Annotated in this window: 17 protein-coding genes, 1 tRNA gene and 1 pseudogene; 6 read left to right on the top strand and 13 right to left on the bottom strand. The window is 58.2% G+C overall.

Annotation, left to right across the window (positions count from 1 at the left end):
- Nucleotides 1-12 precede the first annotated feature (12 nt).
- The 3 genes from OZX74_RS03570 (at nt 13) to OZX74_RS03560 (ending at nt 3,306) form a co-directional block, all read left to right on the top strand.
- Entirely contained in the window at nt 13-1,425 is a 1,413-nt protein-coding gene (locus tag OZX74_RS03570; RefSeq protein WP_277157162.1) for an LCP family protein, read from the top strand.
- Nucleotides 1,426-1,495: 70 nt separating this feature from the next.
- Nucleotides 1,496-2,818 carry an LCP family protein gene (locus tag OZX74_RS03565; protein WP_277157161.1) on the top strand — a complete coding sequence of 441 codons (1,323 nt, stop codon included), beginning with the start codon at nt 1,496-1,498 and terminating at the stop codon, nt 2,816-2,818.
- Nucleotides 2,819-3,027: 209 nt separating this feature from the next.
- Nucleotides 3,028-3,306, top strand: a complete 279-nt coding sequence (locus OZX74_RS03560; protein ID WP_277144447.1) for a WhiB family transcriptional regulator — start codon at nt 3,028-3,030, stop codon at nt 3,304-3,306.
- Nucleotides 3,307-3,483: 177 nt separating this feature from the next.
- Here OZX74_RS03560 and OZX74_RS03555 read toward each other — a convergent pair whose 3' ends face one another.
- Nucleotides 3,484-4,983: a PAS domain-containing sensor histidine kinase gene (locus OZX74_RS03555; protein WP_277157160.1), complete on the bottom strand. Its 1,500-nt coding sequence runs from the start codon at nt 4,981-4,983 to the stop codon at nt 3,484-3,486.
- A 338-nt stretch (nt 4,984-5,321) separates the two neighbouring features.
- Here OZX74_RS03555 and OZX74_RS03550 point away from each other — a divergent pair, with 338 nt between their 5' ends.
- Nucleotides 5,322-6,182, top strand: coding sequence for a hemolysin III family protein (locus OZX74_RS03550; RefSeq protein WP_277157406.1), 861 nt, complete (start codon nt 5,322-5,324; stop codon nt 6,180-6,182).
- 130 nt (nt 6,183-6,312) lie between these two features.
- Here the strand turns inward: OZX74_RS03550 and greA are convergent, their stop codons facing one another.
- The 4 genes from greA to OZX74_RS03530 all read right to left on the bottom strand — a co-directional run bounded on the left by greA (nt 6,313) and on the right by OZX74_RS03530 (nt 10,485).
- A complete protein-coding gene (gene greA / locus OZX74_RS03545) occupies nt 6,313-6,795 on the bottom strand; it encodes a transcription elongation factor GreA (protein ID WP_277157159.1) in 483 nt (160 codons plus the stop codon).
- A gap of 114 nt (nt 6,796-6,909) precedes the next feature.
- Nucleotides 6,910-7,317 carry an FKBP-type peptidyl-prolyl cis-trans isomerase gene (locus OZX74_RS03540; protein WP_277157158.1) on the bottom strand — a complete coding sequence of 136 codons (408 nt, stop codon included), beginning with the start codon at nt 7,315-7,317 and terminating at the stop codon, nt 6,910-6,912.
- Between the two features lie 135 nt (nt 7,318-7,452).
- Nucleotides 7,453-8,916 carry an L-serine ammonia-lyase gene (locus OZX74_RS03535; protein ID WP_277157157.1) on the bottom strand — a complete coding sequence of 488 codons (1,464 nt, stop codon included), beginning with the start codon at nt 8,914-8,916 and terminating at the stop codon, nt 7,453-7,455.
- A gap of 288 nt (nt 8,917-9,204) precedes the next feature.
- Nucleotides 9,205-10,485, bottom strand: coding sequence for an MFS transporter (locus OZX74_RS03530; protein ID WP_277157156.1), 1,281 nt, complete (start codon nt 10,483-10,485; stop codon nt 9,205-9,207).
- 165 nt (nt 10,486-10,650) lie between these two features.
- On the opposite strand from OZX74_RS03530, the gene OZX74_RS03525 reads away from it, so the two are divergent.
- Nucleotides 10,651-10,734 (top strand) — tRNA-Leu (locus tag OZX74_RS03525).
- Between the two features lie 107 nt (nt 10,735-10,841).
- On the opposite strand, the gene OZX74_RS03520 is transcribed toward OZX74_RS03525, so the two are convergent.
- The 8 genes and pseudogenes from OZX74_RS03520 to OZX74_RS03485 form a co-directional block, all read right to left on the bottom strand.
- On the bottom strand, nt 10,842-11,861 hold the full coding sequence (locus tag OZX74_RS03520) for a Ppx/GppA family phosphatase (protein WP_277157155.1): 1,020 nt from the start codon (nt 11,859-11,861) through the stop codon (nt 10,842-10,844).
- Between the two features lie 140 nt (nt 11,862-12,001).
- Entirely contained in the window at nt 12,002-12,523 is a 522-nt protein-coding gene (locus tag OZX74_RS03515) for a DUF501 domain-containing protein (RefSeq protein WP_277157405.1), read from the bottom strand.
- A gap of 284 nt (nt 12,524-12,807) precedes the next feature.
- A complete protein-coding gene (locus OZX74_RS03510) occupies nt 12,808-13,470 on the bottom strand; it encodes a septum formation initiator family protein (protein ID WP_277157154.1) in 663 nt (220 codons plus the stop codon).
- Between the two features lie 99 nt (nt 13,471-13,569).
- The gene (gene eno, locus OZX74_RS03505; protein ID WP_277157153.1) at nt 13,570-14,865 is read right to left on the bottom strand and encodes a phosphopyruvate hydratase; all 1,296 of its coding nucleotides are present in this window, start codon (nt 14,863-14,865) and stop codon (nt 13,570-13,572) included.
- Between the two features lie 562 nt (nt 14,866-15,427).
- Nucleotides 15,428-18,951: pseudogene (gene mfd, locus OZX74_RS03500) on the bottom strand (transcription-repair coupling factor).
- Between the two features lie 121 nt (nt 18,952-19,072).
- Nucleotides 19,073-19,672 carry an aminoacyl-tRNA hydrolase gene (pth, locus tag OZX74_RS03495; protein WP_277157152.1) on the bottom strand — a complete coding sequence of 200 codons (600 nt, stop codon included), beginning with the start codon at nt 19,670-19,672 and terminating at the stop codon, nt 19,073-19,075.
- A gap of 188 nt (nt 19,673-19,860) precedes the next feature.
- Nucleotides 19,861-20,352 (bottom strand): GNAT family N-acetyltransferase, encoded by a 492-nt coding sequence (locus OZX74_RS03490; protein ID WP_277157151.1) that lies wholly within the window; start codon nt 20,350-20,352, stop codon nt 19,861-19,863.
- A 187-nt stretch (nt 20,353-20,539) separates the two neighbouring features.
- Nucleotides 20,540-23,800 (bottom strand): UPF0182 family protein, encoded by a 3,261-nt coding sequence (locus tag OZX74_RS03485; protein ID WP_277157150.1) that lies wholly within the window; start codon nt 23,798-23,800, stop codon nt 20,540-20,542.
- A gap of 349 nt (nt 23,801-24,149) precedes the next feature.
- Here OZX74_RS03485 and brnQ point away from each other — a divergent pair, with 349 nt between their 5' ends.
- The gene (brnQ, locus tag OZX74_RS03480) at nt 24,150-25,568 is read left to right on the top strand and encodes a branched-chain amino acid transport system II carrier protein (protein ID WP_277157149.1); all 1,419 of its coding nucleotides are present in this window, start codon (nt 24,150-24,152) and stop codon (nt 25,566-25,568) included.
- The last annotated feature ends 22 nt before the right edge of the window (nt 25,569-25,590 follow it).

The following is a 25,590-nucleotide window of genomic DNA, read 5'->3' as shown; positions in this document are numbered from 1 at the left end:
GAAAGGCGAGATATGGCTTCACACCGTATCAAAGACCTCAAGATACCCAACCTCGGCGGGTGGCACTCCCCCAAACCCATGCACGGTACCGCCTATATCATTCGCCACCGGTTGCGTAGCGCCATCATCATGACTTTGGTGGCCGTTGTCGTATTCGTATCCACCGCAGTAGGTGTGGGCGCCTACACTCTGGCGAACGCCCCCACGCCGATCAAGCCCATTATCCAGCCACACGGCAAAGAGGAGAAACTGGTCGACCCGAATGCGGGCAAACCCATCGAATTCCTCGTTTTGGGGCAGGATACACGCGATGGCGGCGACAATGCCACTCTCGGCGGCACCGATGAAAAAGGCGAGCACAACGCCGACACCTCGATGGTGGTGCAGATCAGCGCCGACCGCTCCTACATCAATCTGGTCTCCATCCCCCGCGATTCCCTGGTCAACGCACCGAGCTGCCAGACCAGCAAAGGCACGGTTCCCGCACGCCATAACGTGATGTTCAACTCCATCTTCGCGGCCGGTTGGAACGTGGGCGGCGATCTGGCGAGTGCCGCAAGCTGCACCATGAACGCGGTCAACGCACTCACCGGGCTGAAGCTCGAGCATTTCATCGTCGTCGATTTCCAAGGCCTGCAAGGCATGATCAACGCCATTGGCGGGGTCAACGTCTGCCTGCCGACCGATGTAAAAGACTCTTTCACCGGTCTTGAGCTCAAACAAGGCCTTCAGCATCTCGACGGAACGCAGGCCACCGAATACGCCCGTATGCGCCACGGCATCGGCACCGACGGCAGCGATATCATGCGTACCGCACGCCAGCAGTATCTGGTCAAGGAGCTGCTGACCGAGGCGTTGTCGAAAAACCTGCTGACCAACAGTGCCCAGCTTTATCGTCTGGCCAATGAGGCGCTGAAATCGCTGAGCATCTCAAGCGGCCTTTCCAACGCCACCACCTTGGCAGGGCTTGCTCTGAGCCTGCACAATATGAAGCCAGATCATCTCTATGCACGCACCATTTCGGTCGTTCCTGCACCCAGCGACCCGAAAAACCGCGTCGTTTGGGCGAGCAATGCCGACGAGACCTGGAGAACGCTGCGCGAATACAAGCCGCTGGTCCAGTCCGACACGCCCTCACACGGCACATCCGGCCAGAGTGAGAGCCAAGGCGCGACGAACCAGAATCAAGGCGCGACGAGCCAGGGCCAAAGTTCCAATGGCACCCAAACCCAGACGCAGCAAGGCACGCTGGATCCTACGACCGGTCTGATCACGACCTCCGACGGCAGGCTCATCGATCCCGTTACCGGCGGAAGCGTCGACAAGAAGAACGGCATGATACGCGATCCGGTCACCGGCCAGTACATGGGTGTCGCCAACCAGTACCTCAACGCAACCGTATGTGCGGTTCCTGCGCAGAAGTAAGCGAACACTGCCCTCTTACCACCCTCTCGCGAGTAAAAGTAGTAACTGCTTTTAGCTTTCGGGAGGGTTTATGGTCAAGCAGTCAGGTGGATACGACGCTCAGGGCAACCCGCCCAGCTTCATACCGTCCGGCGTTCGCAAGCGTCCGGACACCGGACGTGTCCCCGTCCCTTCCGCCCCACAGACTCCCCCCGCTTTCTCACCGGTCAAACCGCGTAAAAGAGCGACCAGCCGTCAGCCGATCCAAGAACCGGCTGCACCAATTGCGGCCCAGACTCATGCACCACGTCAAAGTGCTGGTTCCTCACGTGTCGCTTCATCACCACGTTCGTCTACTTCCCGCAATTCCTCACGCGCATATGGCGGCGCTGCAATGCCGCCGCAACGTCCGAACCGTGCGCAGCCATCAGGGTTTGGCAACGAGGCTGCCAAGCCTCATAAAAAACACCATTGGATACCCACCGTTGTGCTGGTTATCCTGCTCATTATCATTTTGGCGCTCTTCGGCTGCTTCAATTGGGCCGATTCACAGCTTGACAAAGGCGACTGGCTGACCGCCAAGGCCGATACCAACGGCACCTCGTGGCTGGTGCTCGGCTCCGATGAGCGCGACGAAACGGGAGTGGGCGGAAGCGCCGATGACACACCGGGTTTCCGCACCGACACCATACTCGTACTCACCAAGCCAACGCATGGCAGCGCCTCGCTGGTTTCGATTCCGCGTGATTCACTGGTCAAGGTCGACGGCACCAGCATGAAAATCAATGCCGTGGCCGAGACACAGAGCAAGAAGACGCTCACCGGTGAGGTCGAAGACATCACCGGACAGAAAATCGACCATGTCGCCGAAATCAAGTTCAACGGTCTGACCAAGGTGGTTGACGCCTTGGGTGGGATCGACCTCTGCTACGAGCGCACAGTCAACGACTGGCGTTCCGGGCTCAACTGGCAGGCGGGCTGCCACACTGCGGACGGTGCCACGGCACTGGCTTTCTCCCGCATGCGCTATTCCGATCCCAAGGGCGATTTCGGCCGCGCAGAGCGGCAACGTCAGGTCATCGGCGCGATTATGAGCAAAACCTCGTCCGGCGACACCATGAAAAGCCCGGCCAAGGCGCAGAAAGTGGCCAAAGCCGCCCTCTCCTCCATCGAAGTCGACAAGAAGACCAATCCGCTTACGCTCCTGAAGATGGCCACGGCGTTCAAGGCGGCCACCGGCAAACAGGGAATCTCCGGCTCGGTCTATTGGACCGACCCCAACCACTACGTGCGGGGTATAGGCTCCACGGTCCTGCTGGACGATACGAAGAATCTCGAATTGTTCGAACAGCTTTCCTCCGGTTCGCACGCACCTGGGACAGTGGGGACTTTGGCCGGTGCGATTTCGCAATAACCGCACCATGGAATGGCTGGATGGCCAGGGCCGCAATATTGGAATCCGACGTGTGATGTGTCATCAAATCCACCGAGAAAATAGACACATTCATGACGCAAAGAAAATTCACGATATTTTCTGGCGAAAACCCTTGAAAAAATGTGATTTTCGTGGTTATCTAAGGTATGGAATGCAGTCGAGGACAAATAGGAAGGTCGTTTGCTTCTATGAGTAATGCTTTTGATTGGCGAGCCAAAGCGGCATGCCGCGACAAGGATCCCGAGCTTTTCTTCCCCGTCGGCAACACGGGCGCAGCCTATCAGCAAATCGAAGAGGCCAAGGCCATCTGCCGTACCTGCAAGGTCATCGACGCGTGCCTGAAGTGTGCACTCGACACCAATCAGGACTATGGCGTCTGGGGAGGCCTGAGCGAGGATGAGCGTCGCGCCTTGAAACGCCGCGCCATGCGAGCCCGTCGCAGCCAGAACATGCAGATGCAGGTCTGAACCCGCTCGATCGCGCGCATCGCTGATGCGCGTAATCATTGATAAGTTTCTTTTTAATAAAAGTTCCCTTCCGGTTTATCGCAACCGGAAGGGAACTTTTATATGCAAAATCGCGGTGTGTAGCGGATTCACCGAATATCAGGAAATCAAGCACACCGAATGTTGCGGACGCACGCGCTATTCCAGCTCGTCGATTTCCTGAGCCGCACGCAGGTTGATGTCGAGAATGACCCTGGTGCCTCCCCCCTGACGCTCGCCCCAACGCACGGTGCCGTTGAAGTCGTTGGTCACGAAGGTGTTGATGATCTGCGTGCCGAGCCCGGAACCCGAGGTTCGGGCCATGCCGTTGTCTTCCTCGGCCGCGAGCCCCGAGCCGTCGTCTTCGACCACCACGTTGAGGTGATTGCCGCTACGACCCACGGAAATGGTGATGTTGCCTTCCTTGCGGCCTTCGAAACCGTGCTCCACCGCGTTGGTGATCAGTTCGGTCAGCACCAGGGAAAGCGGCGTGGCGTCCTGCGCCGGCATCATGCCGAACTTGCCGATGTAACGGATGTGGATGTGCTGATCGTCCATCGTGGCCAGGTCGACGCTCATCTTCAAGAGATTGGAAATCACGGCGTCGTAGTCAACGACCTCGTCGACGGTCTGGCTCAGGCCTTCATGCACAGTGGCGATGGTCTGGATGCGCCGCTGCGCCTCCTTGAGCTCGGTTTTCACCTCCTGCGATTTCGTCTTTCTCGCCTGCAGGCGGAGCAATGCGGACACGGTCTGCAGATTGTTCTTGACCCTGTGGTGGATTTCGGAGATGGTGGCGTCTTTGGTCTGCAGTTCCTGTTCGCGGCGACGCAGTTCCGTGACATCGCGGCACAACACGATGGCGCCGGCACGGCCTGTCTCGTTGTATAGCGGCAGCGAATGCATGGAGACCATGGAATTGTTGGCATCGAGTTCGCAGTCGGCGGCCGCCTTGCCGCTCAGTACCAGCGGAAGGGTCTCGGGGACCGGGTCTTTGGGATGGAGCAGTTGCGTCCCGATTTCGCTTAAGTAGTGCCCTTCCATCGCGGTGACGTCGCCCAGCCTGCGGAAGCAGCTGATGGCATTGGGAGCGGCATACTTCACGATGCCGTTGGGGTCGAGGATGATGAACCCGTCCGAAACCCTGGCATTGTGCTGCTGGCTCATCAACGCGTCATGATACGGGAACTGCCCACGGGGAATCATCTCGAAGAGCATCTTGCCGGCGTTGATGCTTTCGGATTCGTAGCGGCCATTGGATTCCCGGGTCGACATATTGGTCTCCCGCACCACCACACCAAGCGTCTTGTTGCCGCAGCGTACCGGCGCATAGACGTTACAGACACTTGATTTCCCGACCTGATGCAACGTCGTGGTATGCAGAACACCATCGATGTTCATCGCCGTCTCAATTTCGGCAACGAAGTTTTCGGAGACCTCATTGCCGACGGCGTCATCACTACGCATCGTCATCACCGTGGAGGGACGGCATTGCTCGGCGACGATGTATCGGCCATCGTCACATCGCACCACCAGAAGCAGGTCCGCAAAACTCAGGTCGGCGATAACCTGCCAGTCCGCCACCAACAAATGAAGCCATTCACGGTCGCCGGCGTCGAAATCGGACTGCGCGGCAAGAATCTCATCAAAATCAGCCATGATTCAATGATACTATGAGACGGTTTCACGAGTGTTGCCCGTCCCAAGAAAATATGTCATTAACTTAGGTTACGATGACGTAAGTTACGTTGGCGTAAGCAAGCATCGTTTCGCAACGCTTTTGCAACGTCTCGAACCGATGAAAAGGCATTTGAGACTCTGGAGGGACCATGTCCAAGAAGTCCGTCAATAACTTGGCAGACGGCAGCACCATAGCCATCAATCTGCATCATGATGCCAAAATGAAAAGCGGCGCAACGGACGGCAACAACAAAATGCAACAGAATGCAGCCACCCGTGTCTCAACACCAACGACGGCAAATTCTCATGCTATCAAGATGAACGTCACCAAGGCGCAGCAAGAGGCCATGGAAGCGAAAGCCGAAGCCATCCGCACCCAGGCGCACAGCAAGGCCGACACCATTCGTCGCAAAGCCGACGAACGGGCGGCAATCGTCATCGCCCGAGGAGAGGTGAAGGCCGCGCAAGCATTGGGCATCACCCCGCCACCCATGCCCGGCCGCAAAGTCCGTCTCGACGTGCACGGGCGTCCGAAACCCCTGCTGCGCGGCTGGATCCATGCCGTGACGGCACCATTGGCGCTGTCCGCCGGAATCGTGCTCATCTGTCTGGCACGAGGAGCGGCCCTGAAATGGGCGTGTGCCGTCTTCATGATCTGCTCGACGTTTCTGTTCACCAATTCAGCGACCTACCATCTCGGCGACTGGTCGCCGAAAACCACGGACCTGCTGCGTCGCATCGACCATATGAACATCTTCCTGCTGATCGCCGGCACCTATACGCCCGTGTCGTTCGCGCTGACCCCCAACTGGCGCAACGGGGTCATCGGCGGGATGTGGACCTGCACGCTGGTGGCATTGCTCATCCACGTCATCTGGATCAACGCGCCCCGTTGGCTCTACACCGCCGTCTACATCATCTTCGGCGTCTCCGGGGTGACGTTCCTTGACCTGTTCTGGTTCTCGCCTTACGCGGGGCCGGCGGTGGTCGTTCTTCTGGCAGCCGGCGGTGCCAGCTATATCGCCGGTGCCGTCGTCTATGCGCTGCGCAAGCCGGATCCTTGGCCGAGAGTATTCGGTTTCCATGAGATCTTCCATCTGGGCACGGTGGCCGGTTACGCCTGCCACATGGTCGCCATCTATATCGTCATCATCAATCTCTGGCAAGCGCATCCATAAGCCGATCGCCCGCTCTGTTTCGACAACGCATGACAGCAATGTGAAAAGGCCCGGAACCACGACATGGCGATTCCGGACCTTTTCATATTGCCCTCAAAACAGGGTATGCCGAGCAAGACGGCGAATGGCCTTATTGCATCGGCTCGGAGTCTTTGATCTTCACGGTGATCTCACGGCCGTTGGGGGCCTTGTAGGAGACCTCGTCGCCCTTCTTGGTGCCCATGATGGCCGCACCGATGGGCGATTCCGGGCTGATGACATCGTAATCGGTCGCCACGGCGATGTCACGGGAACCGAGCACATACTTCATTTCCTTGCCCGCAAGCTCCACGGTGACCAGCGAACCGTTGCCCACCGACCCAGCCGGCGGCGCCTTCAGAATCTTCGTGTTGCGCAATTTGACGATGAGCTCGTTGATGCGCCCCTCGTTCTTGCCCTGCTCCTCACGCGCGGCCTGATAGCCGCCGTTCTCGCTCAAGTCGCCTTCGGCGCGGGCCGTCGCGATGCGCTGGGTGATCTCGTCGCGATAATCGCCCTGACGGTAGGCCAGCTCCTTTTGAAGCTTGTCATAAGCCTCTTGCGTGAGCAGAACGGTCTTTTCTTCCTCTGCCATGATTTTTCCTTGCCTTGTTATCGATTTTGTGTTCCAAGCCCGGATGCCCCAGGCGATAGAGAACAAATATGACCGGCACTGCAGCCGGCCAATCGTATTGGATTTCCTTGGGCTTCAGCGCGTGGAAATGATGTCGATGACGAACACCAGCGTGTCATCGCCACCTATCCCGGCCTGCGGCATGCCTTGCCTGCCATAGCCGTATTCCGGCGGAATCGAGACCACCAGACGTGAGCCCACATTGTGGCCCGGAACCGTGCGATCCCAGCCTTTGATGACCTGACCGACCCCGATGCCGAAAGTCGCCGGCTGGTGACGATCGAAACTCGAGTCGAACGGCTCGTCTTTACCCCAGACGACCCCATGGTAATTCACCGTGACATTGTCGCCTGAACGAACCATCGGGCCGTTGCCCTCGATCAGTTCGACTGCTTTGAGTCCCGCTGGAGCCGGGGTATCGGGGAACTTGATAACCGGCGTCGCGCCGAATTCGGCATTCACCTCGGGCATATTCGTAGCCATACGTAGGCCTCCTTGTAGTTTACATTTTCATTAGGTTAGCACTGATGCACCCCGATGCGCATCATCGTTTCGAAAGTGCACAGAACCTACGAGAGAGAACCGTCCGCTCTCCGCGCAATCGGCATGCCGGGCTTTTCAGCATTCCACGACGTTGACGGCCAGACCGCCTTCCGAGGTCTCCTTGTACTTCGATATCATGTCGGCACCGGTGTCCTTCATGGTCTTGATGACCTGGTCGAGGCTGACCATGTGCCGCCCGTTGCCGAGAAGCGCCATGCGCACCGCGTTGATGGCGGTGTTCGCCGCCATCGCGTTGCGTTCGATGCAGGGAATCTGCACGAGTCCGGCCACCGGGTCGCAGGTCAGGCCCAAATGGTGTTCCATGGCTACTTCAGCCGCGTTCTCGACCTGCCGCGGCGTGCCCTGCATGACCTCGCAGAGCCCCGCTGCGGCCATCGAGGCGGCGGAACCGACTTCACCCTGGCACCCCACTTCGGCGCCGGAAATGGAGGCGTTGCGCTTGAAGAGATAACCGACCGCCCCCGCAGCCAGAAGGAAGCGGATGACGCCCTCCTCGTCAGCCGTTCCCGCGAAATGCCAATAGTATTCAAGCACTGCCGGGATGATGCCTGCCGACCCGTTGGTCGGTGCGGTGACGATACGGCCGCCGCCGGCGTTTTCCTCGTTGACCGCGAGCGCGAAGAGATCGACCCAGGTGCATTCCGAGGTCTCCAGCGCGGCGGCCGGCCGTCGCGCATTGCGCGAGAGGATGTCGGCGTTGCCGGAAAGCTCGCGGTAGATCTTAGGTGCCCGTCGCGGTACATCAAGACCTCCGGGCAACGTCTTCTGCGTCGACATGCAGCCGTTTTTGACACAGTCGTCCATGTGGTGCCAGACGTTGAGCAGAGCGTCGCTGACAACCTGCGGCGAACGGGTGGCCGTCTCGTTGGCCCATACGATTTCGGAGATGCTTTTGCCTTCGCGCCTGCATATCTCTAGCAACTCGTTGGCGCTGGAGAAGGGATACGGGGCCTCGGGCGGAAAATCGTTGCTGCTGTCGACACTCGCTTCCTCGGCAAACGTGCTGCCCTTCGGCGCCTTCTCGTGGATGCCGATCATCAGGTCATCGGCATGTCCTTCTCTTACGAATCCGCCTCCGATGGAGTACCAGACCTGGTTGTCGATTTCCTTTGCCGTTTTGTCAAACGCCTGAAAGCGCATGCCGTTGGGGTGTGCGGCCAGCATCTTCCAGCGTTCGAATACGACGTCATTGCCGTAATCGAACCCGATCTTGTGCTTGCCGCCAAGATTCAGCTTTCCGGTGTTCTCGCATTCTTCCTTGATGTTCAACAGATGATCGGTATCGACCGTGGCCGGCACATTGCCTTCCAGTCCTGCCACCGCAGCCCTGTCGGTGCCGTGGCCGAGGCCGGTCATCGAAAGCGAACCGTAGAGCGTGGTCTTGACCCGGCAGACACGGCCCAACAAGTCACGTTCGTCAAGCGAGGCGACGAAATTGGAGGCGGCAATCATCGGGCCAACCGTATGCGACGAGCTTGGACCCACACCAATCTTAAACATATCGAGAATAGTGAACATGCTGCTATTCTAACGTGCCACTGTGTGCAACACATTTCTTTTGTGTGCCAATCCACAAAATAGCGGCCGACAAGAAATCAACGACTCTCTTGCAACAATACGACGGCACAAGAGAAGAAAATAAACGTGCGGAAATATCAATATAGAATAAGCAAAATCATCAATAAAAGAAGACCTTGTTTGACAGCGTCATATACAAATGTGGCCCGTCAGCATTTTTGTGCCGATGGGCCACATCGATTCATCAAAAGATCAATCAGATTTTTCGATATCCGATTCTGTTTCTCGTTACTTACTCGCCGTCGTCAGTTCGGGCTTCACAAACAGCACCACTAGGGCGCAGAGCACCGTCATCGCGGCGATGAACAGGAAGGCGTTGGTGAACGAACCGCCAGCGGACTTGACCATATTGCCGAGAATCATCGGGGCGAGAAAGCCGCCGATGGTGCCGCCGGTGTTGATGACGGCGATGGAGGAACCGATGATCTCGGCGTTCATGATCTTGTGAGGCCAGGTGAAAATGCCGGTGAAGGCGAACATCGAGACCAGGCTCATCATCGCCAGCAGAACCATCGATACCACCAGACTGCTCTTGCCTACGAAGATGAAGACCACGATGAGCACGGCGGTGATCAGGCAGGAACCGATAATGGCCATGCGCTCACGGCCAAGAAATAGCTTGGAAAGCAAGGAACCAGAGAAGATGGTCGCCAGCATGGTGAAGATGGAGTTGAACGCCAGCACCAGTGCGGCCTTGGTCGTGCTCAATGCGAAAGTCGTCTTGATATAGGTGGGCATCCATGACATCTGGCCGTAGAGCATGACATTTATGAAAATCATCGCGATGAACAGCACGATGACGTTGCGGTTCTTGATGACGTCCTTGAAACCGGCCTTAGGGGCGTCGGCTTTGGCAGCCTCTGTATTGCCGGCCTGTGCTTCGGCCCGAGCCTTGCGTTCCTCTTCGGCCGCGCCACCGTGCGCGGGCACGAAGAACCAGATCAGGATGACCGAGACAAGATAAAGTGCGCCGAGAACGGCATAAGCCATCCGCCAGTTCCTGTCGACCAAGACGCCGCCCAAGGTGAAGGCAAGGATGCCACCAATACCGGAAGTGGAGAGAATCAGGGACTGGACGAACGTACGCCTTTTCAGCGGGAAATTCTCGGCAATCGATTTGGTGACGCTCGGCGGATAGCCGCCGTGGCCGAGACCCATGCAGAATCGCATGACAATGAAGAGGATAAGCCCACCCATCGCACCGAAAAGGAACGCAAAGACGGCGATGAAGGTCAGCGAGCCAATCAGCACTTTTTTGGCGCCAATGCGGTCGGCCAGCCAACCGCAGGGAATCTGCATCAGGGCATAGCCCAAGAAGAAGAATGACATGATCAGGCCTGTCTGGCCGGTGTCAAGCCCGAACTGCTTTCCGATGGGCATAATGGCCAGCGAAACCATGCTCTTGTCCATATAGACGATGGAATAGCCGGCCATCAACGAGACGATAATCATCGTGCCGCCACGTTTAGCCGTTTCGTTTGTCGGTTTGGCTTCTAGTTTTTGAGCCATGTGTACCGCCTTTTCCAAATGAGTAAAACATAGGTTAGCTTACCCGTAGAAATGTTTCGGACATAACAGAAGCAGCGATTATGAGATGTAGCGTTAACATCACTCGACATGTTTATTCGGTAGGGCGGGCATGGCATAATGATGGTTTGTCGGTTCGATGCCGACGTGCCCCCGTGGCGGAATTGGTAGACGCAGCTGACTTAAAATCAGCCGCCATTGGCTTGTGGGTTCGAGTCCCACCGGGGTACAAAATTGGAATATCAACGAAGACAGCCACTTAGCCGACAGATTCAATGAAGCTCAAAATCATCGATTGCATGATATTTTTGTGACAAAATCCAGTTCTGCCACACTTTTCATAGATTATTTTTCAACAACCTTGAGCCATAGTCCAGAACGATGCCGTCCAAGAGGCCGTGGTCGCTGGAGACGAAAGAATCGATCGGCGCGCCGTGGTCGCGTTGCGCGGCCTGCGAGACGCGTGTGAGGATACGGTTCCAGACCAGCGCTCCCCCGCCGACCACGTCGATGCGGCCGGGATGGATCGTCTTGTAGGTCGCGCGTTCGGCGCGGGTCATGTTGAGGAAGCGATCGTCGACTTCGAAAATGTCCTTATACGATACGCGTACGCCGTCGACGGCACGATGATCGTAAGCCTTGAGGCCCAGTACCAGCGCGGTCATCGTGGTCACCGTTCCGGAGACGCCGATGATGGTGCAGGTCGATCCCGCCGGCACATGTTCGAATGCCTCATCGATATGCCGGTCGATGTCCTCGCTGGCCTCGGCAATCTCGTCTTGGGTCGGCGGATCAGAGCGCAAATGGCGTTCGGTCATGCGGACCGAACCGATGTTCATCGAAAACGCGGATTGCACGCTTGTCGCCGGCGTGGATTTTCCGTCGCCGCCCATCACCATCTCGGTGGATCCTCCCCCCAGATCGACTACCAGATAGGGGGCTTCCAGCCCTTTGCGCGGCACGCTTCCGGTGGCTCCCAAAAAACTCAGCGCGGCTTCCTCCGTACCGGCAATCACCTCGGGGCGCACGCCCAGGATCGATTCGATGCCGTCCTCGAAATCCTTGCGGTTCTCGGCGTCTCTGGTGGCTGAGGTGGCGACGAAACGCAATCCATCCACCGGATGTTCCTTCAGCACCTGCGCAAAATCCTTGGCAGCGGCATACGCGCGCGCAAGGGCGTCCGAAGCGAAACGGTGGGTCTTGTCGACATCCTGGCCAAGCCTGATGACCTGCAGCATGCGCGGCACGATATCCTCCACGCTGCCATCGGCGAACACCTTGGAGACCTTGAGACGGATGGAATTGGTGCCGCAATCAATTCCGGCAACGGTCACAAAATCCTTGTTTTCGTCTTTCATGCAACACCATCCGTTTTTGTCTCGTTTGTTTTGCCATCTTCGACATTATCCGTCCACCGCAACATTGCCGCCATTGCGGCCGCGCTCGAACACCCGCATCCATACCGCGACACGCCTGGCAGCAACGAGCCCAGGCCGCCTCAATCCAGCTGTGTGGTGCAACGGCAGACGTTCGGGGCGAACTCGTCGGCGATGCGTTTCATCACCATGTCGCCGACAGGGTTGGCGCCCTCACCCATCACCAGCGTCTGCGCCACGAGCGCGTGCAGACATTTCACGCGCACAGGCATCCCTCCCGCGCTCGTGCCGGCGATATGCTCCTCGCTGTCGCCAAGACGGGTCGCGAGCTCGTGACGGAAGGCGAGATAAAGCCGATGTGCCTGCTCGTATTGCACGCGGATCGTCTCGTCGTGCTGAACCAGATCGGTATAATGCCGCATCGAACCGTCCGCCTCGACCCGGGAGACGGCCTTGGTGGCCTCCGGACTGGTCAGGTAGCAGGTGGTGGGGAACGGAGTCCCATCGGGCAGCACAGGGCGCGTCACCACCGCCAGCGGCCTGCCGCACACACAACGCGCGCCGACGGCGACCATGCCACGCGGGAAACGTCCCAGTTGTTTGCTGACCAAAGCCACGTCATCATCACCGGCCCTCTCCCTCATCACACGGTCGACCAGATCCTCGGCTTGGGCTTTCAGGGGTTCTTCGTCAACCCGGCAAGACGGCGATGAAGTTCCATCTGCGACGATGGATTGCCCTTTGGCGTCTGGTAAGTTCTGCTTTTCGGCTTCCATAAATTGCGGTTGCTTTTCTTGCACGCTGTTCCTTGTTCTTTATCGATAAATATTGATTATTGTTGTTTATACGAAATCCATCGTTGCGGAATATGCCCATCCGAAGGCCGAACCTCTTATGCGCCGGTGAACGCCTCGATGGACGCACCCGTTCATTGTTTCGTGGCATTCGCACCGGCTTTGCCGCTGCCCCCGCTCTGTTTACCAGCACCGTTCTTCTCTCCGGTTTTATTTTGCGGATTCTTGGCGTTTCCATTATCGTTTTTGGCATCCGTCTGACCGGCCTTGTCGCCCGGACTCGCGGCGTTATCGGCTTTCCCGCCAACGGCTTTGGGAGTGGTGACCTCATCGGTTTTGGCTTTTTTCAACGGCTCATCGGCTTTTTTGAAGCCGTAGGCCAGTTCCCGATACCAAGGCAAAGTGGGTTTGTCCGAATCGGCATCGTTCTGCTCGGCACTCTCGGATTTCGGTTTCACACCGGTGACCGCTTCAGGATGCTCGACATGGATGGCCTGTTCTCCCGGGAAGACGAAGCCCAGCCTCTCCCGCGCCTGGGCGGTGACATAGGCATTGTCGTTCCAACGCGAGATGTCATTTTCAAGATTCTGTTTTTTGACGACCAAAGCGGCTTCCTGCCGCTTAAGCCCGTTGAGCTCCGCAAGATTCAAAGCATAACTGTGAAAAGTCGCCGCCAATTGGATGGCACCAAGAACGACAATGAAAAAAGCGACGAAGAACGCAACCGGGCCTGAACCGCGGCGGCGGCTCTGCTTCTTGCCGCGCTCCACCTTGCTTTTCTCATTCGTAATGCCCATAAGACATAAAATACCCGTCACATTCGACTCAGCAGAGTCAATGCGACGGGCAACGCTCACAGCGCAACAAAGCACCGTGGCCGGAACTTCAGCTTGAAGTTACTTCATGTACTTCTTGCAAGCCTTGAACGCGGAATAGCCGGCGTACTCGGCGGTGGAGCCAAGCTCCTCCTCGATCTCGAGCAGGCGGTTGTACTTCGCGATACGCTCACCACGGGCAGGAGCACCGGTCTTGATCTGACGGGTGTTCTTGGCGACGGCGAGGTCGGCGATGGTGGTGTCCGGGGTCTCGCCGGAACGGTGGGAGACCATGGAGGTGAAGCCGTTGGCCGTGGCGAGCTCGATGGCGTCGAGCGTCTCGGTGACGGTGCCGATCTGGTTGAGCTTGACCAGCAGGGAATTCGCGGCGTGCAGGTCGATGCCCTTCTGCAGACGCTTCGGGTTGGTCACCAGCAGGTCGTCGCCGACGAACTGGAGCTTGTCGCCCATCTCAGCGGTGATCTTCTGCCATGCAGGCCAATCTTCCTCGGCGAACGGATCCTCGATGGAGACCAGCGGATACTTGGAGACGAGCTCCTTGTAGTAGTTCAGCATGTAGTCGGCATCGCGGTCGGCGCCGTCGAAGTGATAGGTGTTGGTGTCCTTGTTGTAGAACTCGGAGGACGCCACGTCAAGGCACAGGCCGATCTGCTCGCCCGGCTTGTAGCCGGCGGCCTCGATGGCCTGCATGATGTACTTCAGGGAATCCTCGTTGGTCTTCATCTTCGGAGCGAAGCCGCCCTCGTCGCCGAGACCGGTCTCATGGCCATCCTTCTTCAGGATGGACTTCAGGGTGTGATAGACCTCAACGCCGGCGCGCAGGGCTTCCTTGTAGGAATCGAAGCCGTAGGGGGAGATCATGTATTCCTGGATGTCGGTGGCGAAATCGGCGTGTGCACCGCCGTTCATGATGTTCATGTTCGGAACCGGCAGGATGTGGCCGTTGGTGCCGCCGATGTAGCGGTAGAGCGGCAGTTCGGCGGATTCCGCGGCGGCATAGAGGGCCGCGAGCGAGACGCCGAGGATGGCGTTGGCGCCGAGCTTGCCCTTGTTGGGGGTGCCGTCGAGCTCGATCATGGTGTCGTCGAGGGCACGCTGGTCGGTGGCGTCCATACCGATGACCTTGGGGGCGATGACCTCGTTGACGGCCTTCACCGCGTCGAGGACACCCTTGCCCTGATAGCGGGACTTGTCGCCGTCGCGACGCTCCCAGGCCTCGGCCTCGCCGGTCGAAGCGCCGGAGGGAACCAGGCCGATGCCTTCGGCGCCGTCAACGGTGTCGAGGGTGACCTTGACGGTCGGGTTTCCACGGGAATCGAGAATCTCGCTGGCATATACGCTTTCGATTGCTGCCACAATTACTCCTTTAAAGCTGGACTTACGTTAACAGTTCCAAGATTAATGTCTTTGATGGACGTAAACCGACAAAACTCAAAGAAAATTGTGAGCGCTCAAGTATCAGAACAAAAAAACGATTCCTGTCCAATCCCTCGATGAGTCGCGTCAACGTTTTGAGTACCGACTTTCTCTGCCATCAACGAGCATTCGTCCAATGGCCTTTGACACCGACATGCTGTTTGGATACTCCCGTAAAATGCTTCTGGAAACAGGGAAAATAGGAGTATATGCTCGAATTGAACGATGACGACAGTCCCTACGGGAATGACCATCATCATACTGGCAGCGCCTCCGCGTCAAAAAGAGCCTTACCGGTTTTTACTTGATGCATGTCAACAGCACGGAACACCATTTTATGAAATTGTCAATACGGTTACGTCAAAACACGCCCGAAGCAGGTTGACCGGTTGGCGGCGGGAAAGCGCGACCAGCCCGCGAATGCGGTGCGAAACCAGAAACGAAAAGGCGCCGATAGACAGTTTCTGTGCCGGAACCGACACACGGAACGCCAACCGCGCTTTCAGCTCTGCTTGGGTTTGCCATTCCACGCCAGATCTTCGAGCAGCTGGTCAGCCCAGCCCATCACCTCGGGGCTGCTCATCGGCTTGCCGCCAAGCGAACCGCCGAATGGCGCGGGAATCAGGAGCGTATGGGTGACCGGACGATACTGCGAGCCCTTGTAGATGCGGGAAATACGCATCTGCAGCGACTCGGGCGGGTCGATCTTGGCAACACGGACGCGATTGCCCTGTGTGACGATTTCGGAAATGCCGAGCTCACGGGCTTTTCTACGAAGCCTGGCGACATCGAAGAGGGTGTCGAATTCTTCTGGCAGTGCTCCGTAGCGATCGGTCAGTTCTTCACGAAGCTCGGTAAGGTCTTCCTCGGTGCGCGCACTGGCCAGCTTGCGGTAGGCCTCGAGACGCAACTTGTCAGAATCGATGTAGTCGACCGGAATCGAAGCTTCAATCGGCAGATCGATGGTGACGGCGACGGATTCTTTGCGCTCAGGTTCCTTGTATTTTTCGACGGCGTCGGAGACCATGCGCACGTAGAGGTCGAAACCGACGCCCTCGATGTGCCCGCTCTGCTCGCCGCCGAGCAGATTGCCGGTGCCGCGCAGTTCGAGGTCCTTCATGGCCACGTCGAAGCCGCTTCCGAGCGCCGTGTTCTGGGCGATGGTGGCGAGCCTGTCGTGCGACTGCTGGGTCATCGGCTTGCTTGGATCGTAGAGGAAGTAGGCGTAGGCGCGTTCCCGGCCCCGCCCGACACGGCCACGCAGCTGGTGCAGCTGGCTTAAGCCGAAACGGTCGGCGTGGTCGACGATCAGCGTGTTGGCATTGCTGATATCAAGTCCCGTCTCGATGATCGTGGTGCAGACGAGTACGTCGATATCACGATGCCAGAAGTCCTGGATGATGTTGTCGAGCTGCTTCTCCCCCATCTTGCCGTGGGCGATGCCGATCTTCGCTTCCGGGATGAGCTCGTGGATTTTCGAGGCGACCTTGTCGATGTCGTTGACACGGTTGTGCACGTAGAAGACCTGTCCGCCGCGCAAGAGCTCACGACGAATCGCCGCGGTGACCTGCGCGTCCTCGTAGGCGCCGACGTAGGTGAGCACGGGCAGACGGTCTTCGGGAGGGGTGGCCAACGTCGACATCTCACGAATGCCGGTGACGGCCATCTCAAGCGTTCTGGGGATCGGGGTCGCGGAAAGCGAAAGCACGTCGATATTGGTGCGCAGCGCCTTCAGGGTCTCCTTGTGCTCGACGCCGAAACGCTGTTCCTCGTCGATGATCAGCAGGCCCAGGTCCTTGAACTTGATTTTCGGGTTCAACAGCTTGTGGGTGCCGATGACGACATCGACTTTGCCGGACTCAAGGTCTTTGAGGGTTTCGTCGATCTCCTTTTTGCTTTGGAATCGGCTCATCGCGGCGACGTCGACCGGGAAGCCCTCATAGCGTTGCGTAAACGTCTCGTAATGCTGCTGCACCAGCAGCGTGGTCGGGGCCAGAATGGCGACCTGCTTGCCGTCCTGCACGGCCTTGAACGCTGCGCGCACCGCGATCTCGGTCTTGCCGAAACCGACGTCGCCGCAGATGAGGCGGTCCATCGGCACCGGCTTTTCCATGTCGGCCTTGACCTCGTCGATGGTGGTGAGCTGGTCGGCCGTCTCCTGATAGGGGAAGGCGTCCTCCAGCTCCTTCTGCCACGGGGTGTCCGGGCTGAAGGCGAAGCCCTTGGCCTGCTGACGGGCGGAGTAGAGCTTGACCAGGTCATCGGCGATTTCATGGACGTGCTTGCGCGCCTTGGCCTTGGTCTGCGCCCAGTCGGAACCGCCGAGTTTGTTGAGCTTGGGCTTGTCGGCGCCGATGTATTTGGAGACCTGATCGAGCTGATCGGTGGGGATGAACAGCTTGTCGGCCGGCGCGTTGCGTTTGGACGGTGCGTATTCGATGACCAGATATTCGCGGGTGGCACGGTTGGCGCCCATCCCTGTGGTGCGCTGGCGCATTTCGACGAAACGGCCGATGCCGTGTTGCTCGTGGACGATGTAGTCGCCGGCCTTGAGCTCCATCAGATCGATGGCCTTGTGGCGGCGACGCGAGGTCTTGCGCTGGGCGACGGCACTGGTCTTGCCGGTCAGGTCGCGCTCGGTCAAGAGGGCGAACTTGGCGGCGGTATCGATGAAACCGTCCATGGCCTGCGAACGCACGGTGTCGAATCGCGTCACCCCGGTCTGGCCGAGGGCACGCTTCAGGCGCGACAACGTACCGTTCGCAGCAGCGGTAATCGTCACTTCGAAACCGTCGTCAATCAGGCCTTCGACGCCAGTGGTGGCACGCTTTTCGTCGCCGCGATACTCCTCGGGAACCGAAGCGCTGAACTGGACATGACCGGCCATGTTCTGGTCCACACCAAAACTGGTAAGCCTCCAGACATCATGGTTGGAGAATTCAAGCGAACGGACGGTTTCTTCGAAGTCAAGGAAACTCGCTTGGTCAAAACTGATGGGCGCACCTGCCCCGTGACCGCTTGCGGCCACATGCCAGCTGGCGGCGAGGAACTCGTTGGCGGTTTTGGCGAGGTCGGCGGCGGCACGACGCAGTTTTTCAGGGTCGGAAAGCATGATGACCGCGTCTTTTGGCAGCATCGTGGCCACCGGCTGCATATCGTCGATCAGCGCTGGAATCAGCGATTCCATGCCTTCCACCGGAATAGAGTCCGCGATGGATTGCAGCATGTCGTCGGCATTGGGAATTTGGCCGATCAGCGATTTTGCACGGGCACGCACCTTGTCGGTCAACTGCAGTTCACGGCAGGGCGTGGCCCAGACGGTATCGACGCCGTCACCGTAGGTGCGCTGATCGGAGGCATGGAACTCTTTGATGGTGTCGATCTCATCGCCGAAAAACTCGATACGCACCGGATGCGGAAGGGTCGGCGGGAAGACGTCGACGATGCCACCGCGCACCGCGAACTCGCCGCGGTTAACGACCAGATCGACACGGGTATAGGCGTTTTCGACAAGTCTTGCAGAAACCTCATCCAGCGCAATCTCGTGTCCGACCTTGAACACCAACGGTTCCACATCGCCGAGGCCGGCAACCACCGGTTGGATAAGCGAACGCACCGGCATGACGAGGATTCGGATGGGACCGAACATGGCGCTGTGCTCCTGCGGGTGGCATAGCCTGCGGAAAACGGCCATGCGGCTGGCCACGGTGTCGGCACGCGGCGACAGACGTTCGTGCGGCAGCGTCTCCCACGCTTCGAGCTGGCTCACCTCGTCGGGCTCTCCCCATACCACGAACGTATCGAGTTGACGGTCTCCTCGGCTTCACGGCTGGAGGAAACGACCATTACTACGGAGGAATATTGCGCGCGAGCAGCCGCAAGCGCCGGCCGAATGCCTTCGGGAGCGCCGACGGTCAACGCCTGGTCGGCCGCGCCCTCGGGTGGCTCGATCTCCCCGGCGAGCAGATCTCGAAATGCCCCGTCGTCATCAAGACGCGGCAGGAATCCGGCAAGCGAACCAGACATATCCTGCAATTGTGGCCCTTGCTTGGTGCCTTGGTCTGATTTCCCTGCCGGCTTGGTTTCTGATTTTGATGTGGACGTTTCTGTTTTATCCTTTTTCGTCTGCTCTGATACCTTTTTCGCCTCACCGGCCATTAAACCGCTCCTGCGCCTCGCTCATGCCTTCGAACATAATGGTTTCCACCGCATCGGCACCATCGGCGAGGAATTCGGGGAGCTCCTTGCGCTGGACCGCGGAGAAACCGCCGAGCACCCAATTAACCGTGTTCTCGTGGGCGTGAGGCCCGCGCTCGGCGTGGCCGGTGCCCATACGAACGCGTGCATACTTGTTGGTTCCGAGCGACTTGTCGATCGAACGGATGCCGTTGTGCCCGCCCGCCGAACCACCGGCCTTGACCTTGATCCGTCCGAAATCGAGATCCATATCATCGTGAATGGCGATGATACGGCTGGGATCGATGTCGTAGTACTGCGCAATCGACGAAACGGCATCACCGGAATCGTTCATATACGTCAACGGCTTGGCAAGGAAGAACTTGAGGCTTGTGCCGTTGAGATTCATCACACCCTTGCCCAGCTCGGTCAACCCTTTATGGTCGCTCAAACTCACCGACCAACGCTGCGCCAACACATCGGCGACCATGAAGCCCATGTTGTGGCGGGTGCCTTCGTATTTCTTGCCGGGGTTGCCCAGTCCTGCGATCAACCAGAATTGTGATGCCATCTCTCGCTTCGTTCTTTCCTAAGACATTAAGCCATATATCGGGTCTATTCAACGCAAACCGTCTCGATTCGGGCATGACAAAACACCCCGAAATTCGGTTATCCAATTGCCCATCATACCGATTCCGACAGACTCTTGGCTGCACCTCACGGCGAACACGTCTCCGGTCAGCAACCAAATCGGATATATCACAGATCGAGATACCAATAGGACATATCCAGATAGCGGTGGCCGTCGAAGCAGGCTTGCGGCAGGAAGCCGTAGCGGGTGAAGCCGAAGTGCTTCATCAACGCGATGGAGCCGGCGTTGCTGGCGAAGATCAGCGCGTTGGCCTTGCGGTTGCCGAGCTGCCTGGCTTTGTTGACCAGCCAGGACACCATCTGCGTGCCATACCCCTTTTGCTGCGCGGCAGTGGCAATGTAATAGCTCAATTCGACCACGCCATCATAACCGGCACGTGGATGAAAACGCGACAGAGAGCCGAAACCGACTACCTTCCCGTTCTCGTCCTCCAAGACCACCACGGGAAAATCATGACGCGGCTCGTGACTGGCCACCCATGCGCGACGCTGCTCAAGCGTGCGCGGGGTCAGGTCGGCCGTCGAACCGCCGGCGACGACAGCCTCGTTGTAAATGTCGGTTATAGCGGACAAATCCTGGTCTTGAGCATCACGAATCATGACTCCTCATCATACTACTCGTGCACTTTTTGGTGAGAGTACAAAAAGTGCACGAGCAAACCACGGGAATCGCTCAATCAACAGCCAGAATCCGTGCACTTTTTACACCCATCCAAAAAAGTGCACGAGTGCTGATTATGTAAATGGCCCGACGAGGGATTTCCTCGTCGGGCCATTTACACGGGCGCTATTGCTGCTGGCCTTCCAGCTGCAGGGCACGATTCAGCTGGTCGTTGAGCTCCTGCTGGGCCTTGCCGTAGGCCGCCCAGTCGCCCTTCTTCATGGCGGCATCGGAATCCTTCATGGCCTGCCCCGCCTTGTTCAAGGCATCTTTCAAATCAGGATTGTTGGTAGCTGCGCCTGAAGAGCCGGACGTGCCGGTACTGCCGTTCTTGCCGGTGGTCTTACCGGAGGTATCGCCTTGTGCGGCAGAATTGTCGGATGAGGACGAATCACCGGCTGCGGCACCGCCCTTGTTTTCGGCGTCGCCGGCCGATGCGCCGGAGTCCCCTCCGAAGACCTGATCGAGCGCCTCATCCAGGGTGTCGGCGAAACCTACCTGATCGCCGAAGGCCACCAGGACCTTCTTCAGGAGCGGGAAGCTGGTGGCGCCGCTGGATTTGACGTAGACGGGCTCGACATAGACCAGTCCGCCGCCGAGAGGCAACGTCAGGAGATTGCCGCGCACCACCTTGGTGGATCCGGCTTCCAAGAGGTTCAGTTCCTTGGAGACGTCCGCGTTGGAGTTGAAGTTGTTCTGCGCCTGACCCGGTCCGGGCACATTAGCGTCCTTCGGCAACTCCTGCAATCGTATGGTGCCGTAATTCGGCCCTATCTTGCCCTTGGTGTTCCCGGCGTCCGAATCGACGGAAAGGAATCCGGTCAGAATCTCACGCGTGGAGCTGCCTGCGGGGATGTAGGTGGAGGTCAATGAGAACAGCGGCCGCTTGGAGCCACCAGTCTTCAGCGTCAGATAGTACGGCGGCTGCAGCACATCGCGTTGCTGGGCGTCCTTGGCCTCGGTCGGGTCGACCGGGGTCTGCCAGAAATCCTCGCCCGAGAAGAACTGGCCCGGGCTGGTGACATGGTACTTCGAAAGCAACTGGCGCTGCACCTTGAAGAGGCTTTCCGGATAGCGCAGATGGCTCATCAGGTCTCCCGAGATATCGGAAATCGGATGGTACTGGCCCGGGAAGATCTTCTGCCAGGCCTTGATGATCGGGTCCTTCGTGTCCCAGGTATAGAGATCGACCGAACCGTCATAGGCGTCGACCGTGGCCTTCACCGAGTTGCGGATGTAGTTGGCAGGCTGCGAATTGAGCCCCTGCACGGTCTTGGAAGTGATCGTGGTCGAATCCTGGGTGGCGACGCCGAGATCGGTCATCTGCGAATACGGATAGGCGTCCGAGGTCGTGTAGCCGTCGACGATCCATTTCACCCGGCCATTGACCACCGCCGGGTAGACACGTCCGTCAAGCGTCAGGTACGGGGCGACCTTGGCCACGCGGTCACGCGGGCTGCGATCGTAAAGAATCTGCGAGTCGGAGGTGACACGGTCGGAGAAGAAGATCTGATCGCTGCCGAAACGGATGGCGTAGAGCAGACGGGTCAGCATGTTGTTGACCTTCGGACCGCCATTGCCGTTGAATGTGTTGGAAGCGCCTGTGGATCCCTTCGGGTAATCGAACTCCCACGGCGCGGTGCCTTTGGGCGAACCGACGATGGAGTATTCCGGTGAGTTCGGCGAGAAGTAGATGCGCGGCTGGTAGTGCTGCGACTTCGTCAGCTTGCCCTGGGTGGGGATGCCGGACTCGAAGAACTCAGGATTGCCGTCGCTGGTCACCTTGTTGCCGTAAGCGGCGACGACGCCGTAGCCATGAGTGAAGACGGTGTGGTCATTGACCCAGTTGCGATTGTCGTTGCCGTTGATGTTGAGCTCGCGGGCGGCGATGACGGTGTCCTGGCTCTTGCCATCGATGTCGTATTTATCGACCGCCAGGGAATCGGCGAACTGATAATACTGCTTGGACTGCTGCAGCTGCTTGAACGTCGGCGAGATGACCTCCGGGTCGAGCAGACGAATCTGCGCCGTGGTCTCGGGATCGTTGGCCAAAGCCCCGGACTTGCCTTCGGTGGTGGCGTTGTAGCCGCCTACCTTGACCTTGTCGAGACCGTAGGCCTGCTGCGTCGCCTTGATGTTGCGGGCGATATAGGAGGACTCCATCTCCTGCTCGTTGGGGCTGACCTTGAAACGCTGCAGGAGCATCGGCCAGAGCATGCCGAGCACGATGGCCACGACCACAACGGCGGCGACGGCGATCATCGGCACACGCCAGGCCTTCACTGCCGCCACCACACGAACATTCGGCGAGGCCGGACCATCGAAGGAATGGGAGCGCATGAGCCAGATACCCAGCAGGAGCCCGAGAATCGCCGTGAGAGCCGCGAGGATGAAGGTGACCGGAACGTTGGCATGCACCGTGGTGTAATCGGCACCGGTGAAGCGGTTACTGCTTTGGGTGAGCGTGTTGAAGACGCCGATGACCTGGCGCGCGGCCCAAGCGAGCATGTTCAAGATGAACCAGACGCTGATCTGACGACGCGCGTACTTGGTCATCGTCATGATGCCGTGCCCGTTGACCGGCATGGTGATGCGGATGCCGCCCATGGCGAAATGCGTGACCACCGAGAAGAGCAGTCCGAAGAAGAGCAGCATGCTCAACGCCGAAAGCATGAGATTGAGACCGGGAAGAATGAAAACGTAGAAGCCATTGTCGATGCCGAATTGCGGGTCGCTCACGCCGAAGCGCTGAGCGTGGAACATCAGCAGAACCTCGGACCAGTTCGAATTGAACTGGGCACCGAAAATAAGCCCGACGATCAGCGAGATGATGACCGCCACGCGCCTGGCCGTCTTGGAGCTGACGGACTTGCCGACCTCGATGACATCGCCCTTGACGCGAATCTTGGAACCGTCCGCGGAATCCGGACGCTTGCGAATGGCCCTGGTGGCGGCGAAATAGCTCACCAAAGCCATCAATACCGCGAACGCGACCCACAGACCGACCTTCGTCCACAGCTGAGTCCACACCACCGATTGGAATCCAAGCTGGCCGAACCACATGAGATCGGTGACAAAATGATCGAGACCGAACAGCAACGCCAGAATCAGCGCCACGACCACCACTACACCGATGAAGACCTTCGTCCCTTTGGACATGCCTTCGGGCTGGTAGTTCGCACGTCTCGTCAGACGCGGGTTGCCGTTGCGGGGCGGCCAGAAATCGCCTGCGGAGAAGTTCTGGCGCCTGTTACCATCGTGGGCGTCGTCATCGCCGTCGGTGTGGATATGCAGGATTGTAGGGTCATCGTCATCGTCGTCGCCACGATAAGGATGGGGGCCATTGCTCGGCCCCGGGAACCCGCCGAAAAAGTCAAAGAAGGACATGTCTCAATCGTAGCGAAAGGTGTCGCCCGTCACTTTTGACCGGATTACCTTTGTACGCAATGGTATTTATCCACCAAAATCAATAATTCTTACCGTTAACAAAATTCAGATAAAACCAGCTGCACCAATACCGCCTGCCACCTAATCCACGCAGAAATTGACAGGAAACCGTCATGTTTCGGACGACGAAGAAACGGAAGCACCCGGAAGACCATCACCGACCAAACAGTATCAAAATTACCCAGAAAATCCCACACCCCATATCCAATCGTCGCATGTTATATTAGTGAGGGTCGCCAGCATGGATCATGCAACGATATTTTGCAGTACAAAATACTCAGGAGCCAGTATGTCCCAAACAGCGAGAGAAACCGCCCGGCCACAAGCAGACGGCAGCCCACAACAGGTGAGCCCCAAACCGGAATCGATAAGACTGCCGGGCAAACATCGTCTGGTCATTGCCTTCACCTTCTTCTCCATGTTCTTCGGGGCGGGCAACCTCATCTTCCCGCCGCTGATGGGGGCCCAAGCGCAAAGCGCGGCGCTGCCCGCCACCATCGGCTTCATCATCTCGGCGGTAGGTCTGCCGATTCTGGGCGTGCTGGCGGTGGCCTCGGCAGGCGGCTTCGAGCACCTTGCATCGCGCGTCTCCCCCAAGTTCGCCGCCATGCTGGCATTCGTCATCATCATGGCCATCGGACCCTGCTTCGCCATTCCCCGCACCGCCACGACTTCCTATGAAATGGCGATAACCCCCTTCGTCGGCGAAAACAACCGTTTGGCGCTGCTGCTCTATTCCATCGTCTTTTTCGCTTTGTCGTTCCTGTTGAGCCAACATCCCGAAAAACTCTCGAAATCGCTGGGACGCTTCATGGGGCCGTTGCTCCTGGTGCTGATCGCGGTCATGTTCGTCTCCTGCATCTTCATCGGCCACGGGGCGTTGGGCAAACCGTTCGGCGACTATGCGAACGGCTCGCTGGTTTACGGGTTCGTCAACGGCTACCAGACGATGGACCTGCTGGCCGCGCTGTATTTCGGTATCGTCATCTCGGCCAATATCTCCCAGTTCGGCGTCACCGACACCAAAGCGAACCGACACGAAACCGGCATCGCAGGCGCAGGCGCCGGCATCTTGCTCATCCTGATATACGCTGCGCTGTCGTTCATCGGGGCGGTGAGCGGTTCCATCAAATCCGCGAACGGCAAGGATGACACCGGGGCGACGGTGCTGACCAACCTCACCACCTCGGCTTTCGGCTCGATCGGCACCGCATTCGTCGGTTTGATCTTCGTACTCGCCTGTTTCAACGTGTGCACCGGTCTTATCTCCACATGCGCGACGTATTTCGAGAACACCTTCCCCACCGTTTTCGGGCATCCAGTCAAATACCGCGCATGGAGCGTTTTCTTCGCCGTCTTCAGTTTCATCGTCTCGAACGCGGGCCTGAGCGCCATCATCACCGTCTCATTGCCGGTGCTGGGCGCGCTCTATCCCATCGCCATCATCCTGGTGCTGCTCAATCTTGTCGAGAAGCCGTTCTCGTCGAAGTTCCCACGCGTTTATTTCTGGACGGTGCTGCTGGTGGCGCTCTTCACCATCTTCGATTGCATCGTCAAACTGCTTGCCGTTTTCGGGCTTCCGATGACTTCTGTAAGCAGCATGCTGGCTCATTTGCCGCTCTACAACGCGCAGCTGACCTGGCTTATCCCCGCAGCTGCCGGCATCATCATTGGAATCGTCGACAGCCCGATTCGTCGAAACTGCTAAATCGTTCCATCACATATATTTT

It is taken from the genome of Bifidobacterium sp. ESL0798, from assembly GCF_029395415.1.
GTDB lineage: Bacteria > Actinomycetota > Actinomycetes > Actinomycetales > Bifidobacteriaceae > Bifidobacterium.
This window is presented reverse-complemented; position numbering and strand designations above follow the sequence as displayed.

What these genes read in the sequence shown, in the direction of transcription:
- OZX74_RS03570 (WP_277157162.1), top strand. Translation starts at nt 13, where the DNA reads ATGGCTTCACACCGTATCAAAGACCTCAAGATACCCAACCTCGGCGGG.
- OZX74_RS03565 (WP_277157161.1), top strand. Translation starts at nt 1,496, where the DNA reads ATGGTCAAGCAGTCAGGTGGATACGACGCTCAGGGCAACCCGCCCAGC.
- OZX74_RS03560 (WP_277144447.1), top strand. Translation starts at nt 3,028, where the DNA reads ATGAGTAATGCTTTTGATTGGCGAGCCAAAGCGGCATGCCGCGACAAG.
- OZX74_RS03555 (WP_277157160.1), bottom strand. Translation starts at nt 4,983, where the DNA reads ATGGCTGATTTTGATGAGATTCTTGCCGCGCAGTCCGATTTCGACGCC.
- OZX74_RS03550 (WP_277157406.1), top strand. Translation starts at nt 5,322, where the DNA reads ATGAACGTCACCAAGGCGCAGCAAGAGGCCATGGAAGCGAAAGCCGAA.
- greA (WP_277157159.1), bottom strand. Translation starts at nt 6,795, where the DNA reads ATGGCAGAGGAAGAAAAGACCGTTCTGCTCACGCAAGAGGCTTATGAC.
- OZX74_RS03540 (WP_277157158.1), bottom strand. Translation starts at nt 7,317, where the DNA reads ATGGCTACGAATATGCCCGAGGTGAATGCCGAATTCGGCGCGACGCCG.
- OZX74_RS03535 (WP_277157157.1), bottom strand. Translation starts at nt 8,916, where the DNA reads ATGTTCACTATTCTCGATATGTTTAAGATTGGTGTGGGTCCAAGCTCG.
- OZX74_RS03530 (WP_277157156.1), bottom strand. Translation starts at nt 10,485, where the DNA reads ATGGCTCAAAAACTAGAAGCCAAACCGACAAACGAAACGGCTAAACGT.
- OZX74_RS03520 (WP_277157155.1), bottom strand. Translation starts at nt 11,861, where the DNA reads ATGAAAGACGAAAACAAGGATTTTGTGACCGTTGCCGGAATTGATTGC.
- OZX74_RS03515 (WP_277157405.1), bottom strand. Translation starts at nt 12,523, where the DNA reads ATGAGGGAGAGGGCCGGTGATGATGACGTGGCTTTGGTCAGCAAACAA.
- OZX74_RS03510 (WP_277157154.1), bottom strand. Translation starts at nt 13,470, where the DNA reads ATGGGCATTACGAATGAGAAAAGCAAGGTGGAGCGCGGCAAGAAGCAG.
- pth (WP_277157152.1), bottom strand. Translation starts at nt 19,672, where the DNA reads ATGGCATCACAATTCTGGTTGATCGCAGGACTGGGCAACCCCGGCAAG.
- OZX74_RS03490 (WP_277157151.1), bottom strand. Translation starts at nt 20,352, where the DNA reads ATGATTCGTGATGCTCAAGACCAGGATTTGTCCGCTATAACCGACATT.
- OZX74_RS03485 (WP_277157150.1), bottom strand. Translation starts at nt 23,800, where the DNA reads ATGTCCTTCTTTGACTTTTTCGGCGGGTTCCCGGGGCCGAGCAATGGC.
- brnQ (WP_277157149.1), top strand. Translation starts at nt 24,150, where the DNA reads ATGTCCCAAACAGCGAGAGAAACCGCCCGGCCACAAGCAGACGGCAGC.